At 67.1% G+C, this 16057-nt stretch carries 15 protein-coding genes; 9 read left to right on the top strand and 6 right to left on the bottom strand.

The genetic code is table 11. The annotated features are described in order from the left end of the window. Positions 1-87 precede the first annotated feature (87 nt). Both N5D30_RS20885 and N5D30_RS20880 read left to right on the top strand, forming a co-directional pair. Positions 88-1965: a di-heme-cytochrome C peroxidase gene (locus N5D30_RS20885; RefSeq protein WP_279910532.1), complete on the top strand. Its 1878-nt coding sequence runs from the start codon at positions 88-90 to the stop codon at positions 1963-1965. Positions 1966-1976: 11 nt separating this feature from the next. Continuing rightward, complete coding sequence (locus tag N5D30_RS20880) at positions 1977-3122, top strand: catalase family protein (protein WP_279910531.1); 1146 nt, start codon at positions 1977-1979, stop codon at positions 3120-3122. Between the two features lie 228 nt (positions 3123-3350). Here the strand turns inward: N5D30_RS20880 and N5D30_RS20875 are convergent, their stop codons facing one another. Next, the gene (locus tag N5D30_RS20875; protein ID WP_279910552.1) at positions 3351-3563 is read right to left on the bottom strand and encodes a PLDc N-terminal domain-containing protein; all 213 of its coding nucleotides are present in this window, start codon (positions 3561-3563) and stop codon (positions 3351-3353) included. A 157-nt stretch (positions 3564-3720) separates the two neighbouring features. On the opposite strand from N5D30_RS20875, the gene N5D30_RS20870 reads away from it, so the two are divergent. The 3 genes from N5D30_RS20870 to N5D30_RS20860 all read left to right on the top strand — a co-directional run bounded on the left by N5D30_RS20870 (position 3721) and on the right by N5D30_RS20860 (position 7749). Then, complete coding sequence (locus N5D30_RS20870; protein WP_279910530.1) at positions 3721-4245, top strand: sigma-70 family RNA polymerase sigma factor; 525 nt, start codon at positions 3721-3723, stop codon at positions 4243-4245. A 2-nt stretch (positions 4246-4247) separates the two neighbouring features. Continuing rightward, complete coding sequence (locus N5D30_RS20865) at positions 4248-5204, top strand: FecR domain-containing protein (protein WP_279910529.1); 957 nt, start codon at positions 4248-4250, stop codon at positions 5202-5204. Between the two features lie 79 nt (positions 5205-5283). Next, entirely contained in the window at positions 5284-7749 is a 2466-nt protein-coding gene (locus tag N5D30_RS20860) for a TonB-dependent siderophore receptor (protein ID WP_279910528.1), read from the top strand. Between the two features lie 125 nt (positions 7750-7874). On the opposite strand, the gene N5D30_RS20855 is transcribed toward N5D30_RS20860, so the two are convergent. The 3 genes from N5D30_RS20855 to aroC all read right to left on the bottom strand — a co-directional run bounded on the left by N5D30_RS20855 (position 7875) and on the right by aroC (position 10779). Beyond that, complete coding sequence (locus N5D30_RS20855; RefSeq protein WP_279910526.1) at positions 7875-8405, bottom strand: acireductone dioxygenase; 531 nt, start codon at positions 8403-8405, stop codon at positions 7875-7877. A 131-nt stretch (positions 8406-8536) separates the two neighbouring features. Then, positions 8537-9691, bottom strand: a complete 1155-nt coding sequence (locus N5D30_RS20850; protein WP_279910525.1) for an MFS transporter — start codon at positions 9689-9691, stop codon at positions 8537-8539. Beyond that, entirely contained in the window at positions 9688-10779 is a 1092-nt protein-coding gene (gene aroC, locus N5D30_RS20845; RefSeq protein WP_279910524.1) for a chorismate synthase, read from the bottom strand. Before aroC ends, N5D30_RS20850 begins: the two co-directional genes overlap by 4 nt. 311 nt (positions 10780-11090) lie before the next feature. Between aroC and N5D30_RS20840 the strand changes: the two genes are divergently transcribed. Beyond that, positions 11091-11876 carry a hypothetical protein gene (locus N5D30_RS20840; RefSeq protein WP_220816028.1) on the top strand — a complete coding sequence of 262 codons (786 nt, stop codon included), beginning with the start codon at positions 11091-11093 and terminating at the stop codon, positions 11874-11876. A 38-nt stretch (positions 11877-11914) separates the two neighbouring features. On the opposite strand, the gene prmB is transcribed toward N5D30_RS20840, so the two are convergent. Continuing rightward, complete coding sequence (gene prmB / locus N5D30_RS20835) at positions 11915-12829, bottom strand: 50S ribosomal protein L3 N(5)-glutamine methyltransferase (protein WP_279910523.1); 915 nt, start codon at positions 12827-12829, stop codon at positions 11915-11917. A 173-nt stretch (positions 12830-13002) separates the two neighbouring features. Between prmB and N5D30_RS20830 the strand changes: the two genes are divergently transcribed. The 3 genes from N5D30_RS20830 to N5D30_RS20820 all read left to right on the top strand — a co-directional run bounded on the left by N5D30_RS20830 (position 13003) and on the right by N5D30_RS20820 (position 14588). After that, positions 13003-13596 (top strand): cysteine hydrolase family protein, encoded by a 594-nt coding sequence (locus N5D30_RS20830; RefSeq protein WP_279910522.1) that lies wholly within the window; start codon positions 13003-13005, stop codon positions 13594-13596. Positions 13597-13662: 66 nt separating this feature from the next. Next, positions 13663-13992: a hypothetical protein gene (locus N5D30_RS20825; protein ID WP_220816031.1), complete on the top strand. Its 330-nt coding sequence runs from the start codon at positions 13663-13665 to the stop codon at positions 13990-13992. Between the two features lie 35 nt (positions 13993-14027). After that, positions 14028-14588 (top strand): Smr/MutS family protein, encoded by a 561-nt coding sequence (locus tag N5D30_RS20820; RefSeq protein WP_220816032.1) that lies wholly within the window; start codon positions 14028-14030, stop codon positions 14586-14588. A gap of 834 nt (positions 14589-15422) precedes the next feature. Here N5D30_RS20820 and thrH read toward each other — a convergent pair. After that, positions 15423-16040 carry a bifunctional phosphoserine phosphatase/homoserine phosphotransferase ThrH gene (thrH, locus tag N5D30_RS20815; protein WP_279910521.1) on the bottom strand — a complete coding sequence of 206 codons (618 nt, stop codon included), beginning with the start codon at positions 16038-16040 and terminating at the stop codon, positions 15423-15425. Between the last annotated feature and the right edge of the window lie 17 nt (positions 16041-16057).

Below are 16057 nucleotides of genomic sequence, written 5' to 3'. Positions count from 1 at the left end.
ACGGACAAGTGTAATGGCGACTTGCCAGGGGCCTTACGGATTGGCATAACGTACCCCACAAGAAATAACCACAAGGATGTTGATGTCATGCGCCTGATACGCCGTGCTCTGCTGTTCATCCTCCTGCTGGCGCTCGGCGCCCTCGCCGTCGTCCTCTACTACGTCGCCCGCCCCAACATCCCGGTGTTCGACGAGCCGCAGCAGGTGCATTACCTCGACCAGTGGGACGAACAGGCCCGCGAGACCTACTACTACACGCCGCAGGGCACCACGGTGAAGGGCCTGCGCTACGACTGGTTCACCGCCCTGGAACTGCCCTTCTCCCGCGACAAGTTCGCCAGCCCAAACTACCTGGCCCGCTTCGGCTTCCTCACCGACCCGCGGCAGCAGGCCAGCGAACTGAACCCGGGCAACCTGCCGGTGGGCTTCGCCCGCCACCCGGACGACGAGGCCGGCATCCACTACCTCGACATCACCTGCGCCGCCTGCCACACCGGCGAGCTGCGCTACAAGGGCCAGGCCGTGCGCATCGACGGCGGCGCCGCCCTGCACTCCCTGGCGTCCACCGTGCCCACCCTCAAGGGCGGCGGCTTCGGCCAGGCACTGGGCATGAGCATGGCCTTCACCTACTACAACCCGATCAAGTTCGAGCGCTTCGCCCGGAGCGTGCTGGGCGAGCACGACGATGCCGCCCGGCGCCAGCTGCGCGCGGACTTCAAGGCCGTGCTCGACCGCCTGCTCGGCACCGCCTACAACGACTGGCACCGCAGCCTCTACCCGACCGAGGAAGGCTTCGGCCGCACCGACGCCTTCGGCCGCATCGCCAACGGCGTGTTCGGCGACGCCATCGACCCGTCCAACTACCGCGTGGCCAACGCGCCGGTCAGCTATCCGCAGCTGTGGGACATCTGGAAGTTCGACTGGGTGCAGTGGAACGGCTCGGCCATGCAGCCGATGGCCCGCAACATCGGCGAGGCCCTCGGCGTGGGCGCCACCCTGCACCTGTTCGGCGAGAACGGTGGCCAGCTGCCGGAGAACGAACGCTACCCCTCCAGCGTGCGCCTGCACGACCTCTACACCCTGGAGGAAACCCTCAAGCAACTGAAACCGCCGACCTGGCCGGAAGCCATCCTCGGCAAGGTGGACCTGGCGCTGGCAAGCCAGGGGCGAGCCCTGTTCGCCGAGAACTGCGCCTACTGCCACGCCCCCAACCCGGTGCCGCCGGACCGCCGCCTGGCGCCGGAACGCGACCCTGAGTGGCACATGCGCATCGTGCCGACCCGCATCATCGGCACCGACCCGACCACCGCCGACAACATCGCCGACCACCGCTTCGACATCCGCCGGCTGGGCTGGCGCAAGGACGAACTGGCCCGGCTCGACGTCAAGCTGTTCGGCTCCAGCCTGGAGCAGGTGGATTTCGCCAGCATCTCCAGCGCCAAGGGCCTGGCCTACGTCACCGCCTACGTCGAAAACCGCGCCTACCACGACGCCGGCATCGAGCAGCCCGAGCGCGGCCGCATGGACGGCTACGACCTGGCCATCGGCGTGCAGGAAATCCGCGGCTACAAGGCGCGCCCGCTCGACGGCATCTGGGCCACCCCGCCCTTCCTGCACAACGGCTCGGTGCCCAACCTGTTCCAGCTGCTGTCGCCGGTGGTCGAGCGCGACACCCGCTTCTGGGTCGGCAACTTCGAGTACGACCCCCAGCGTGCCGGCTTCCTCACCGGCGAATTCAAGGGCGGCTTCCTGTTCGACACCCGCGTTACCGGCAACGGCAACCGCGGCCACGAATTCCGCGACGGCTGCCGCAATGAGGGCGTGATCGGGCGCTACCTCGAACCGCAGGAGCGCTACGCCCTGATTGAATACCTCAAGGTGATGGGCGACGAGCGCCTGGAAAGCCAGCTCGTGCCCGTCGAAAGCCGCCCCTGGGCGCCCGGCCCCAACTGCCAGAACTATTGAGGAACACCGCCATGCTGAAACGTTTCTGGCTCTGGCTCGGCCGCCTGCTCGGCCGCGTACTGCTCGTCCTGCTGGTGGTCGGCGCCCTCGGCTGGGGCCTGGGCAGCGCCTACTACGCCTGGAAGTTCTCCGGTCCGGTCCCGGCCGAGGAGCAGATCCCGAAGGACGAAGCGGCCCTGACCCAGGGCATCATCGAGGACGCCGTGCGCATCGTCGAACAGCACCGCGACAACACCCGCGTGCTGCGCGACGCCCACGCCAAGGCCCACGGCTGCGTGAAGGCGGAGATGACGGTGCTGCCGAACCTGGCGCCGGAGCTGCGCCACGGCGTGCTGGCCGAGCCGGGCAAGACCTGGCAGGCCTGGATGCGCTTGTCCAACGGCAACGCCTACCCGCAGTTCGACAGCGCCCGGGATGCCCGCGGCATGGCCATCAAGCTGCTCGACGTGCCCGGTGAGAAGCTGCTCAGCAGCAAGGCCACGGCCGGCAACCAGGACTTCGTGATGTTCAACAACTCGGTGTTCTTCGTCCGCGACGTGGCCGAGTACAAGCAGAACTTCGCCGCCCAGGCCTCCGGCCAGAAGGTGCTGGCCTTCTTCCCCGGCTGGGACCCGCGCACCTGGGAAATCCGCCACATGCTGATCGCCCTGAAGACCCTGGCCCCCGCGCCGGACAGCCCGGTGGCCGCCACCTACAACTCCATCGCGCCGTTCAAGCTCGGCCCGCACAACATCAAGTACCGGGTCGTGCCCGATCCGGAGCGCTGCCCGGCCTACGAGCTGCCGGCACAGAACACCGCGCTGCCCAACTTCCTGCGCAACGCGCTGTACCAGCAACTGTCGCTGGACCGGGTGCCGGCCTGCTTCGCCCTGCAGGTGCAGCGCCAGAACCCCGACTACTACATGCCCATCGAGGACACCAGCGTGGAATGGAGCGAGAAGATTTCGCCCTTCGAGACGGTGGCGACCCTCCGCGTGCCAGCTCAGGACTTCGATACCCGCGAGCAGAACCTGTTCTGCGACAACCTCTCCTTCAACCCCTGGCACGCGCTACCGGAGCACCGCCCCATCGGCGGTATCAACCGCCTGCGCAAGGCGGTGTACGAGGCCGTCAGCGTCTACCGCCACCAGCGCAACGACGCCCCGCAGGCGCACTAGGTTCTATACGAAAAGTGCCTGCGCTCGGCGATGCTGCGTTAAAAACAGGCCGGGACGCGGCGTCTCAGAATGCTCATTTACAGCACGTAAACTCGTGTGCGAGCCCAGTCCGTTCTTCGCCTGTTTTTGTGGGGGCGCCTAGCCCTTGCCTCACCTTCGCTCGACGACTTTTCGTACAGAACCTAGAACGCGCCTTGCTGCCCGCCAGGGCGCAAGGCGCCCCGGCGATCAGCGCGGAAAACCCCGCGCCCGGCGCGGCCCCATGATCAGCCAGTTGAACAACCCGAGCAGCGGGAACAGCACCAGCAGCGCCACCCAGAGCACCTTCTGCGGGCGCCGGCTGGCGCTGCCCAGCACATGCCACAACGCCCAGGCGGTCAGCAGCAGATAAAGCAGCGCAGGTACGCCGTAGAACAGCCAGTCCGGCAGATCCATCACCATTGCAGCCACGGTCACTCTCCCAGTCTCTTTCTCACTAGGAAGAGGTTTTCTCGCGCCAGGTTCCATCGCTCGGCTTGCGGAGGCTCGGTCGGCCCGGATAGCATGCGAATGATTCTTATCTGATGCCGCGCGATCTGCACCACAGGGATAGTCGTCGATGTCCGCAGACGCACCGCCGCTCCAGCAGGCACTCCACAGGCTGTACAGCGATCACCACGGCTGGCTGTTCATCTGGCTGCGGCGCAAGCTGGGCTGCGCGCACAACGCGGCCGACATGGCGCAGGACACCTTCGTGCGCATCATGGCCTCGCGCGATGCGCTGGCCGCCATGCGCGAACCGAGGGCCTATCTGGCCACCACGGCCAAGCGCCTGATCATCGACCGCAGCCGCAGGCGCCAGCTGGAAGAGGCCTACCTGCGCGAGCTGGCGCTGACCGCCGAAGCGCTGGCCGGAGCGGGGTTTCGTTCGCCGGAGCAGATCCACGAGACCCTCGAGGCGCTGGAGCAGATCGCCTTCGTACTCCAGGGCCTGAGCGCCAAGGCCCACCAGATATTCCTCCTGTATTTCCTGGAAGGCTGCAACCAGGCCGAGATCGCCCATCGCCAGGGCATTTCCGAGCGCATGGTGCGCAAGTACCTGACCCAGGCCCTGGCCCACTGCAGCCGCGCGCTGGACATATGAGGATGAGCTCCATCCACGACCAGGCTGCCGACTGGCTGCTGCGCCTCGACGAAAGCGAGACCGACGACCGGGAACGCGCCCGCTTCGAGGCCTGGTGCGAGGCCGACCCGCGCCACGCCGAAGCCGTGGAGCGCATGCGCGGATTCGTCGGCCAACTGCAGGGGCTGCGCGACCAAGGTGCGCCGGCCCACGCGGCCCTGAACGCGGCCTTCGCCAGCCGCCGCCCACCACGCGGGAAGCGCGGTACCAATGCCCTGCTGCTGGTACTGGCACTGCTCCTGCCCGGAGCGCTGGTGTGGCGCAGCATCGAGACAGGCCACCTGATGGCCGATCACGACACAGCCCGGGGACAGTGGCGCAGCCACGTGCTCAGCGATCAGTCGCGCGTCACTCTGGGCGGCAACAGCGCCATGGACGTCCGTTTCGACGCCGAGCAGCGGCGTATCCATCTGTTGCGCGGCGAAGTGCTGGTGGAGGTGGCTCATGACGCCGTGCGCCCCTTCATCGTCGCTACCGAGCAAGGCGAGATCCGCGCCCTCGGGACGCGCTTCGTGGTTCGCAGAGAGGCAGACTCGACCCTGCTGCTCATGCTCGAGTCGCGAGTGGCCGCCCACGGCAGCCGCAACCCCGCCGCCACCCGGGTCGAGGCAGGACAACAGGCGCGCATTCTGCCGGATCGGGTCGAGCCGCTGGCCGACATCGACAGTGCCGTGGTCGAGGACGCCTGGCGCAACCACCAGTTGGTGGTGCAGGACCAGCCGCTGGGCCTGGTGCTCGACCAGCTGGCCCGTCAGCGTCGAGGCTATCTGCACTACGACGCCGAGGAGCTGGCGGACCTGCGCATCTCCGCGGTCCTGCCGCTAGACGACAGCGAGCGCGCCCTGCAACTGATCGGCGAGGCCCTGCCGATCCAGGTACGGCGGGTCACACCCTGGCTGCTGCTGGTCGAGCGCCGCTGAAAGATCTTCGGCTGGTTCCGCATTGTTCGAGCGGTCCGTCAAGGAAGGAGCCAATACGACAACAGGAAGCTCCTCCGACATGACCATGAAGTCCTCGCGCCCCCGCCGGGCACCAGTTGCCCTCGCCCTCCAGCTGGCCTGCGCCAGCTTCGCCTGTGTCCTGCCCGCCATGCCGGCCATGGCCCAGGACGTCGCCAACCGCCACTACGACATCCCCGCCGGCCCGCTGGGCACCACCCTCAACCGTTTCGCCCAGCAGGCAGGCGTCGCCCTGGTATTCCAGGAGCAGAACGTCAGCGGCCTCGGCAGCCAGGGACTGCAGGGCAGCTACGGAATCGACGAGGGCTTTGCCCGCCTGCTGAAAGGCAGCGGCTTCATGGCCCAGCGCAGCGGCAGCGGCTACGTGCTGCGCGCCGTACCGCAAGGCGACAGCTCGCTGGAACTGGCCCCGACCAGCGTGACCGGACGGGTGCTGGGCGCGACCACCGAAGGCACCGGCACCTACACCACCGGTGCGACGGCGACCGCCACCAAGCTGCCGCTGTCCATCCGCGAAACCCCGCAATCGGTCAGCGTGATCACCAGTCAGCGCATCCGCGACCAGGACATGAACAGCCTCGAAGACGTGCTGGCCGAGGCGCCGGGCGTTCTCTACAAGAAGAAGAGCACCTCCTCCGACGAGGAAGTCGGCATCTTCTCCCGCGGCATGAAGATCGAGACCTTCCAGGTCGACGGCATCCCGACCATCTTCGAGCCATCGATGAGCAGCCAGTCCAACGACATGGCGGTCTACGACCGGGTCGAGATCGTGCGCGGTGCCACCGGCCTGCTCAGTGGCACCGGCAACCCGTCGGCCACCATCAACATGGTGCGCAAGCGCCCGACCCGCGAAGTCCAGGCGTCTATCCAGGGTACCGTCGGCTCCTGGGACAACTACCGCACCGAGTTCGACGTGTCCGGCCCGCTGAGCGAAACCGGCAACGTGCGTGGCCGCCTGGTGGGCGCCTACCAGACCGCCAACTCGTTCATCGATCGCCTCGGCACCGAGCGCCAGGTCGCCTACGGGGTCATCGAGGCGGACCTGAGCGAACGCGACACCATCAGCCTCGGCATCGACTACCAGGTGCGCGACTGCGACGCCTGCGCCTACTTCGGTTTCCCGGCGTTCTACAGCAACGGCGAGCGCACCGACTTCAAGCGCTCGTTCAACTCGGCGGCGGACTGGAGCTATGCGGACCGCCAGCGCACCTCGATCTTCGCCACCTACGAACACCGCTTCGACAACGACTGGCTGGCCAGGGTGGCCTACACCAACATGCGCGACGACAACGACGTCGAGTACGGCTGGTTCAGCAGCTACGGCTACCCCGACCCGCAGACCGGCGCGGGCAGCGGCCTGTTCATGGCCAAATGGCCGAGCAGGCCGGAGCAGAACTCGGTCGATGCCTACCTCACCGGCCCGTTCAGCCTGTTCGGTCGCGAGCACGAACTGGTGGTGGGCGTCAGCGCCAACAAGTACCGCAGCAACACCGGGGCCTATCCGCTGTGGTACGACTACAGCGGCAGCGGCTGGGACCCGGCGATTCCCAACGTCCACGACTGGCGCGGCGACATCGAGAAGCCGCCGCTGGATCGCCTGGGCGACATCGAGTACGCCCAGCGCCAGTACGCCGGCTACACCTCGGCCCGCTTCAGGCCGACCGACGATCTCTCGCTGCTCCTCGGCGCGCGGGTCAGCTACTACAAGGTCGAGCAGTCGCAGATCTACTACGGCGACCCGACCGACTACGCACCCGGTGACGGCAAGAAACAGGAGAACGGCGAGATCACGCCCTACACCGGCCTGGTCTACGACCTGGATCGGCACCACTCGGTCTATGCCAGCTACACCAGCATCTTCAAACCGCAATCGAGCAAGACCCCGGAAGGCGCCTTCCTCGATCCGACCGAGGGCGACAGCTATGAAGTCGGGACCAAGGGCGAGTACTACGACGGCCGCCTCAACGTCAGCGGCGCGCTGTTCGAGTCCAAGGTCGGCAACTACCCGGTCGGCACCAGCTTCTACTTCGACAATGGCGAGGAAGCGGTACGAGCCGCCGATCTCAAGGTGCGCGGCGTGGAACTGGAGGTCGCCGGCGAACTGCTCCCCGGCTGGCAGATGCAGGCCGGCTACAGCCACGTGAACACCTATTACCCGCAGGGTGTGGACGTCAACGTCGGCTTCCCGCGCAACAGCGTCAAGCTGTTCACCACCTACAACCTGCGGGGCGAATTGAACCGCCTGACCCTCGGTGGCGGTGTGCGCTGGGAAAGTGAAACCAGCTATGGCAACACCGAGGTCATCCCCGGCACCACGCTGGAAGCCACGCAGGGCAGCTACGCCATCGTCGACCTGCTGGCGCGCTACCGCTTCGACGAGCACTTCACCGGCACGCTCAACGTCAACAACCTGTTCGATAAGGAGTACTACGCCAGTACCAGCGTCTACAGCGACCTGTATGGCGAGCCGCGCAGCCTGAGCGCCACCCTGCGCTGGGAGTACTGAGGTCGCAGGGTGGACGGGAACAGCGGGGTGCGGGGTGCCGTCTCGAAACAGCCGGTGATCGGCTTCCGCACCTGAGCTGAGCCGGAGGTACACATGGAGAGACGTGGGCGCGGCGTGCGCCCGCCTCAGTCCTCCAGCCGGGGGAAGCGACTGGCGATCTCGTCGCCGGTGACCTGGGCCGGATTGTCGAACAGGCGGATCGCCACAAGGTGCGGGAACTCGCCCATGTCGAACCAGTGGCGGGTACCGGCCGGCACCGAGATCAGGTCGTTCTTCTCGCACAGCACGGCGTACATGTAGTCGTCGATGTGCAGGGTGAACAGGCCGCGCCCGGCGACGACGAAGCGCGCCTCGCCCTCACCACGGTGCTCGTCGAGAAACCTGGCACGTAGCTCGTCCTTCTGCGGGTGGTCCTTGTTCAGGCTGATCACCTCGACGGTGGCGTAGCCGCGCTCGCTCATCAGCCTGTCGATCTGTGTGCGGCAGGCGGCGACCACCTCCTCCTGGCTGGCGCCCGGCCGGACCGGCGCGCCGGCCTGCCAGCGCTCGAAGCGCACGCCGACCTCGGCGAGCGTCGCGGCGATGTCCTCGACATGGGTCAGCACCTTGTTCGGCACCTCGGGACTGGACTGGTGGTAGACGGTCAGGCTGCTCATGGTCGATCTCCTACCCAATCGGGCACTCATGTTCCGTGGGGTGCGCCATGCGCACCGTGCTGGCACCCAGCGTTACAAGGCACGCACCTGGCGCCTGGCCCCGACGAACTGTCGGGCCAGTCGCTCGCGGTTCATGTCCGCCGCTCGTGCAGACGGACGGCAATGATAAGAGCCGCGGCCAGCGCCACCAAGCTGGCGATGGCGAAGGTCCAGGCCGGGCCGAGGTCGGCCCAGCTGTAGCCGGCGTACAACGCGCCAAGGGCGCCGCCGGTGCCGGCCAGGGCGGCGTACAGGGCCTGGCCCTGGCCCTGCTGGTTGGGCCCGAAGCTGCGCTGGACGAAATGGATGGCGGCGGCGTGGAAGCTGCCGAAGGTGGCGGCGTGCAGCAGCTGGGCGAGCAGCAGCACGGCCAGGTGCTCGGCCAGGGTGCCCAGCAGCAGCCAGCGCAGCGCCGCCAGCAGGAAGCTGGCCGCCAGCACCTGGCGCACCGAGAAGCGGGTCAGGATGCGCGCCATGAACAGGAACAGGACGATCTCCGCCACCACGCCCAGCGCCCACATCTGGCCGATGAAGCCGCGCTCGTAGCCCAGGTGTTCGAGGTGCAGGGTGAGGAAGGTGTAGTACGGGCCGTGGGACAGCTGCATCAGGCACACGCAGAGGAAGAACGCCGGCACGCCCGGGCGCAGCAGCTGGGCGAGGAAACCGCCCTCGCCGCCCTGCCCGGCCCGCGCCTGCGGCACTGCGTTGGGCACCCACAGGGTGCCGACCAGGATGCCGGCGAGGATCAGCGCCACCATGGCCGGGAACAGACCCGGGCTGAAGCGCTGGAACAGCTCGCCCAGGCCGATCACCGCGACGATGAAACCGATCGAGCCCCACAGGCGGATCTGCGAGTAGCGCGCCGTCTGCTCCTGCAGGTGGGCCAGGGTGATCACCTCGAACTGCGGCAGCACCGCGTGCCAGAAGAAGGCATGCAGCGCCATCACCAGGGCCAGCCAGGCGTAGCCCTGGTCGACGAAGATCAGACAGAAGCTGAGCAGCGTGCACAAGGCGCCGAAGCGCACGATGCGCAGGCGCTGGCCGCTGCGATCGCCGAGCCAGCCCCACAGGTTGGGCGCCAGGCAGCGCATCAGCATGGGAATCGCCACCAGCTCGCCGATACGTGCCGGCGAGAAGCCCAGGTGCTGGAAGTACAGCGGCAGGAAGGGCGCGGTGGCGCCCAGCATGGCGAAGTAGAAGAAGTAGAACGCGGACAGCCGCCAGTACGGCAGCGGCTGGTCGGTCACAGCTGCGGCAGTACCGGGGTGTCGACGCGCACGCCGGCGTTCTGCGCGCGATGGCGCAGCAGGTGGTCGAGCAGCACGATGGCCAGCATCGCCTCGGCGATCGGCGTGGCGCGGATGCCGACGCAGGGGTCGTGGCGGCCCTTGGTGATCACCTCCACCGGATTGCCGTCGACGTCGATGGAACGGCCCGGGGTGGTGATGCTGGAGGTCGGCTTGAGCGCCAGGTGGGCGACGATCGGCTGGCCGCTGGAGATGCCGCCGAGGATGCCGCCGGCGTTGTTGCTCAGGAAGCCGTCCGGGGTCAGCTCGTCGCGGTGCTCGGTGCCGCGCTGGGCGACGCTGGAGAAGCCGGCGCCGATTTCCACGCCCTTGACCGCGTTGATGCTCATCAGCGCGTGGGCCAGGTCGGCGTCCAGGCGGTCGAAGATCGGCTCACCCAGGCCGGGCATCACGCCTTCGGCGACCACGGTGATCCTGGCGCCCACCGAGTCCTGGTCGCGGCGCAGCTGGTCCATGTAGGCCTCCAGCTCGGGCACCTTGTCCGAATCGGGGCTGAAGAAGGCGTTCTGCTCGACGCTGTCCCAGGTCTTGAACGGAATCTCGATCGGGCCGAGCTGGCTCATGTAGCCGCGCACCCGGATGCCCAGGCCGACCAGCACCTTCTTGGCGATGGCGCCGGCGGCGACGCGCATGGCGGTCTCGCGCGCCGAGCTGCGGCCGCCGCCCCGGTAGTCGCGGATGCCGTACTTGTGGTGGTAGGTGTAGTCGGCGTGGGCCGGGCGGAACAGGTCCTTGATCGCCGAGTAGTCCTTGGACTTCTGGTCGGTGTTGCGGATAAGCAGGCCGATCGGGCAGCCGGTGGTCCTGCCCTCGAACACCCCGGAGAGGATTTCCACCTCGTCCGCTTCCTGGCGCTGGGTGGTGTGGCGGCTGGTGCCCGGCTTGCGGCGGTCGAGGTCGCGCTGCAGGTCTTCCAGGGACAATTCGATGCCCGGCGGGCAACCGTCGACGATGGCGACCAGGGCCGGGCCATGGCTCTCGCCGGCGGTGGTGACGGTGAACAGCTTGCCGTAGGTGTTGCCGGACATGCAGGGCGCTCCGCGAAATCTGCCGCTAACAAAGGTCGGCGAGTATACCCCCGGCGCCCGGCCAGTTCACCTGCGCCGGGTAAATGGGGCTGGGCGCCTATACGGAGATTCCGTCATTCCCGCGCAGGCGGGAATCCATAGGCTGTCCCTGGCAACGTGCATCTGGGTCCCCGCCTGCGCGGGGAAGACGAGTGCCGGGGGTGTGCCTGCAACCGCTGCTCCATCCGATTGGCCAGGCAAATGGCCGAAGCGGACTGCAGTTGCCGGCAAAGTTGCCGATAATGGCTTTACGTGCACAGAAGGACGCCGTGATGACCGATACCGACGCCCAGCCGACCGAAGAACAGGCCGAGCAGGCTCCGCCGCCACCCCATCCCTGGGAGGGGCTGGAAGCGGAGCATTTCCAGCTGCTGCGCCTGGCGCCGCTGCCGGCGGACCGCAACACCGGGCTGCGCCCCCTGCGCTTCGTCCGCCTCGGCCGTGCCGAGCGCCAGGGCAGCGAGCAGAGCCTGCTGCGCCTGTCGGTGGACATACCGGGCCAGCGCCTGCGCCGCGAACAGAACCTGCTGGAAGTGTGGGCCGACCACCGCACCCGCGAGGTGCGCTTCGGCGCCGACAAAGGCCTGCTGGTCGAACCGCTCAACCGCGGCCTGGGCCGCTTCCTGCTGGCCCAGGGCATCGCCTGGGCGCGCCAGCGCTGGGGCAGCTACACGGTCGAGGGCGGCGTGCTGCCGAACAAGGACGTGCTCAACGAGGACGCCCGCCTGCGCCGCGACCATTTCCTGCGCATCCAGGGCTTCGAGGTGACCTACCAGGACCTGGCCCAGGTCAAGGCGACCTATGGCGCCAGCCGGGTGAGCGTGCTCAACCCGGAGTGGAACCGGGAGAAGGTACAGGTCATCGACCTGCTGGACTGCGCCGCCATGCTGCAGCAGGCCGACCAGAACCTGCACGAGCAGGAGGTGAAGATCAGCAAGCTGGAGCGCCGCATCGACGCGTTCAAGCGCGAGGACAGCGGCCTGCGCTTCACCATCGCCTGCCTGGTGGCGCTGGCGCTGTTCCAGGCGGGGCTGCTGATCTGGATCGCCACCCGGTAGCACGCACAGTGCCGGTGCGCGCGGCGCACCCTACGGCTTCAGCTCCCGAGGCGGGAACGGAACAGCTTCTGGTACTCGCGGCACTGGGCGGCGGCCAGCAGGAACACGCCATGGCCGCCCTGCTCGAACTCCAGCCAGGTGAAGTCCACCTCCGGGTACAGCGCCTCGACATGCACCTGGCTGTTGCCGACCTCGACGATCAGCACACCCTGCTCCGTGAGGTGATCGGCGGCTTCGGCCAGCATGCGCCGCACCAGGTCCAGGCCATCGTCGCCGCAGGCCAGTCCCATCTCCGGCTCGTGATGGTATTCGGCCGGCATGTCGGCGAAATCCTCGGCGTCCACATAGGGCGGGTTGGACACGATCAGGTCGAAGCGCTGCTTCGGCAGGCCATCGAAGCCATCGCCCTGAACGGTGTAGACCCGCTCCTCCAGGCCATGCCGCTCGATATTGTGGCCGGCCACCTCCAGCGCCTCGAAGGACAGATCGCCCAGCGCCACCTCCGCCTCGGGGAAGGCATAGGCGCAGGCGATGCCGATGCAGCCGGAGCCGGTGCACAGGTCAAGGATGCGCATGGGTTCCGCCGGCAGCCAGGGCTCGAAGCGCCGGTCGATCAGCTCGGCGATGGGCGAACGCGGCACCAGCACGCGCTCGTCGACGATGAACGGCAGGCCGCAGAACCAGGCCTCGCCCAGCAGGTAGGCGGTCGGCACGCGCTCCTCGACGCGCCGACGGATCAGCGCCAGCAGGTGCTGCTGCTCGTCCTCTTCCAGGCGGCAGTCCAGATAGCCCTCGGCCATCTCGAACGGCAGGTGCAGGGCGCCCAGCACCAGTTGCCGGGCATCGTCCCAGGCATTGTCGGTGCCGTGGCCGAAGAACAGGTCTGCTTCGTGGAAACGGCTGACGGCCCAGCGGATATGGTCGCGCACGGTGCGCAGGCGGGATGGGGACACGGTTCGTACCTCGGAAAACGATGCGCGATTCTAGCAGGACAACGCGCAATGGCTCGCCCGGTGGCGGTTTCGGGCCAGCGCGCCCGGCGGACTCGGCCCGCCGACGCACAAAAGGTTCACAGATCGGGCCAGCGAGCAGAGAATAGACGCATCGCCGCCAAAGGAGCCCTCCCATGTCCGATCCGAAAACCCTGTTCCAACTGCTCGGACGCGGTTATGCCCCGGCCACTCTCGGCAAGGCCACCCTGCTGATCATCGACGCCCAGGAAGAGTACCGCAGCGGTGCCCTGCAGTTGCCGGACATCGAGCCGGCGATCGCGGAGATCTCCAGCCTGCTCAACGCCGCCCGCAGCCTCGGCGCGCCGGTCATGCACGTGCGACACCTGGGCATTCCCGGCGGCCTGCTCGACCCGCAGGGTCCGCGCGGCCACTTCATCGATGGCCTCGCGCCGCTGCCCGGCGAACAGGTGGTGGAGAAACGTCTGCCCAACGCCTTCGCCGGCACCGAGCTGCATGAACACCTGCAGCAGCTGGGGCACCTGGACCTGATCATCTGTGGCTTCATGACCCACTCCAGCGTGAGCACCACCGTGCGCGCCGCCAAGGACTATGGTTATCGCTGCACGCTGGTGGACGCCGCCTGCGCCACCCGCGACCTGCCCTACGACGGCGAACTGATCCCGGCCCGCGCTCTGCACCGCATGACGCTGGCGGCCCTGGCCGACAACTACGCGATGGTCGTGCCGCAGGTGCGCGCACTGATCTGACCCCCCCTCAGGAACCCGGGCCGACAGCGCCGGTCATAGCGCCGATAGTCAGGAGGAAGAATCGGGATGAAGTTGTCGGAAGATGGTTTCGATGCACGCCGCTTGCGGCCTCGCGGCTCCGGCGGTTGGCGCTGGCGCTGCCTCGGCGCGCTCGCGGCCCTGTGCGCGGCGCTGGGGGTGATGCTCGGCATGGCCGGGGCGGCCACCCTGCTGGGGCGCCCGACGGCCCTCGGCCCGTTGAACGACAGCATGGGCGCGGCCTTCATGCTGTTGCTGTTCGGCCTGTTCCTGCTGTGGGGCGGGGTCAGCGTCTGGCGGCGATGCCGGCGCCGCCTGCGTCGGCGCCATGGCGACGAGCTCAGCCTGTCGCCGCATCTGCTGAAAAAGCACGACTGAAGCCGGTAAACTGGTCTCTTCCGTGGAGGCCATTCATGCAAGACGACGATTTTTCCCTCTTCCAGTCCGCCGTGCGCGGGGTCAAGCCGATCAGCCATGATCGAGCCGACACCGGCAAGCCCAAGGCCGACCGCCAGCGCCTCCAGACCCTGCGCCAGGCGGCAACGGTCAAGACCGACGAGACCCGGGTAGATGGCCTGTCCGATCAGTTCGTTATCGACGTGGGTGCCGAGGACGAACTCTTCTGGACCCGCGACGGCGTGCAGGACGGCCAGATGCGCAAGCTCAAGGCCGGCCAGGTCGCCTTCGAAGGCAGCCTGGATTTGCACGGCATGAACGTAGAGAAGGCCCGCGAGACGCTGTGGAGCTTCTTCGCCGAAGCCGCCCGCATGGAAGTGCGTTGCGTGCGCGTCACCCACGGCAAGGCGGTGCGTACCGACGGCAAGCGACCGATGATCAAGAGCCACGTCAACACCTGGCTGCGCCAGCACCCGCAGGTGCTGGGCTTCACCTCCTGCCTGCCCAGGCACGGCGGCACTGGCGCCGTGTATGTGCTCCTCAAGCGCACCATGCTGGAAGGACGTGACGAGTTCTAGGTGAATGCGGTGCACAAAAAAGCCGACCACGAAGGCCGGCTTTTCTTTTTCTGTTCGACGCCCGGCCAGGAAGGCCATGACGCCGGAGATTGGTGCCCGAGGCCGGGATCGAACCGGCACGACGGTTAGGTCGGGGGATTTTCGTACCACTTCGGCTTTCGCCGCCAGCTTGCGCTGTTCGTGGTCTGGAGCACGCCTTCACCATAGCCACAGGCCGTAGGTGCCCGCCGTCTGCTCTCTACACCTTCCCGAATCGTGCGATCCAGGCTTGGCTCGGCGTTGGCTCGAATGCGGGGCACTCAGGGCGTTCGCCGAATTTGACGGGCTTCACCTCCGGGGTTTCCCCCCGAGGGCTCAAATTGATTCAAGTCCCCTGTGTCTACCAATTTCACCACTCGGGCATCTGCGTTGGCAGCCCTGCACGTCCCCGGAAACGGGAGCGGTGCAGCGAGGGCAGGACTATATACACCCTGCCCCGAGCGGGCAAGGTTATCGGCAGGCAAATAAAAACCTCAGCAGATCAAGGACATCCTGTATGCAGGTACGACGCCTCTGCGTGCGCATGGCTACAGACAAGGCTTCGCGAGCAGAAGCTCGCGCCCACCAGAGACGGCAGAACAAGACACGCCCCGGAAAGAAAAAAGGCCCGCGATGCGGTAATGCTGTTCCCTTATGGCTGCCCCGTGGGAGCGGCCTTGGCCGCGAAGCCTTGCTATCAACCCCGTTCGCGGACAAGTCCGCTCCCACACAGGATCAATGGCGCTCGCCAACCATGGAAAATGCCTTAACCGACTGGCATTACCGCGATACAGACTCTTTTCGATCAGCGGGCCTTTACAGGCTCAGCTCGCGATCGGACGCCTTGAGGAACTCGCGCTTGAGGTCTTCGTAGGTGTGTACCGCCGGGAATTGCGGGAATTCGCGGATCACGTTGTCCGGCGCGTGGAACAGGATGCCGGCATGGGCCTCCGACAGCATGGTGGTGTCGTTGTACGAGTCGCCCGCGGCGATCACGCGGTAGTACAGACTCTTGAAGGCGATCACCGACTGGCGCTTCGGGTCCTTCTGGCGCAGCTGGTAGCCCACCACACGATCGCTCTCGTCGGTGATCAGCCTGTGGCACAGCAGAGTCGGGAAGCCGAGCTGGCGCATCAGCGGTTGGGAGAACTCGTAGAAGGTGTCGGACAGGATCACCACCTGGAAGCGCTCGCGCAGCCAATCAACGAACTCCACCGCGCCCTCCAGGGGCTTGAGGGTGGCGATCACCTCCTGGATATCGCGCAGCTTCAGGCCGTGCTCGTCGAGGATGCGCAGGCGCTGCTTCATCAGCACGTCGTAATCGGGAATGTCGCGGGTGGTGGCCTTGAGCGCGTCGATGCCGGTTTTTTCGGCGAAGGCGATCCAGATTTCCGGAACCAGTACACCTTCAAGATCGAGGCAGGCGATTTCCACGGGCGTCTCCTAAATGC

The sequence above is a fragment of the Pseudomonas sp. GD03875 genome, assembly GCF_029840585.1.
GTDB classification, from domain to species: domain Bacteria; phylum Pseudomonadota; class Gammaproteobacteria; order Pseudomonadales; family Pseudomonadaceae; genus Aquipseudomonas; species Aquipseudomonas paralcaligenes.
This window is presented reverse-complemented; position numbering and strand designations above follow the sequence as displayed.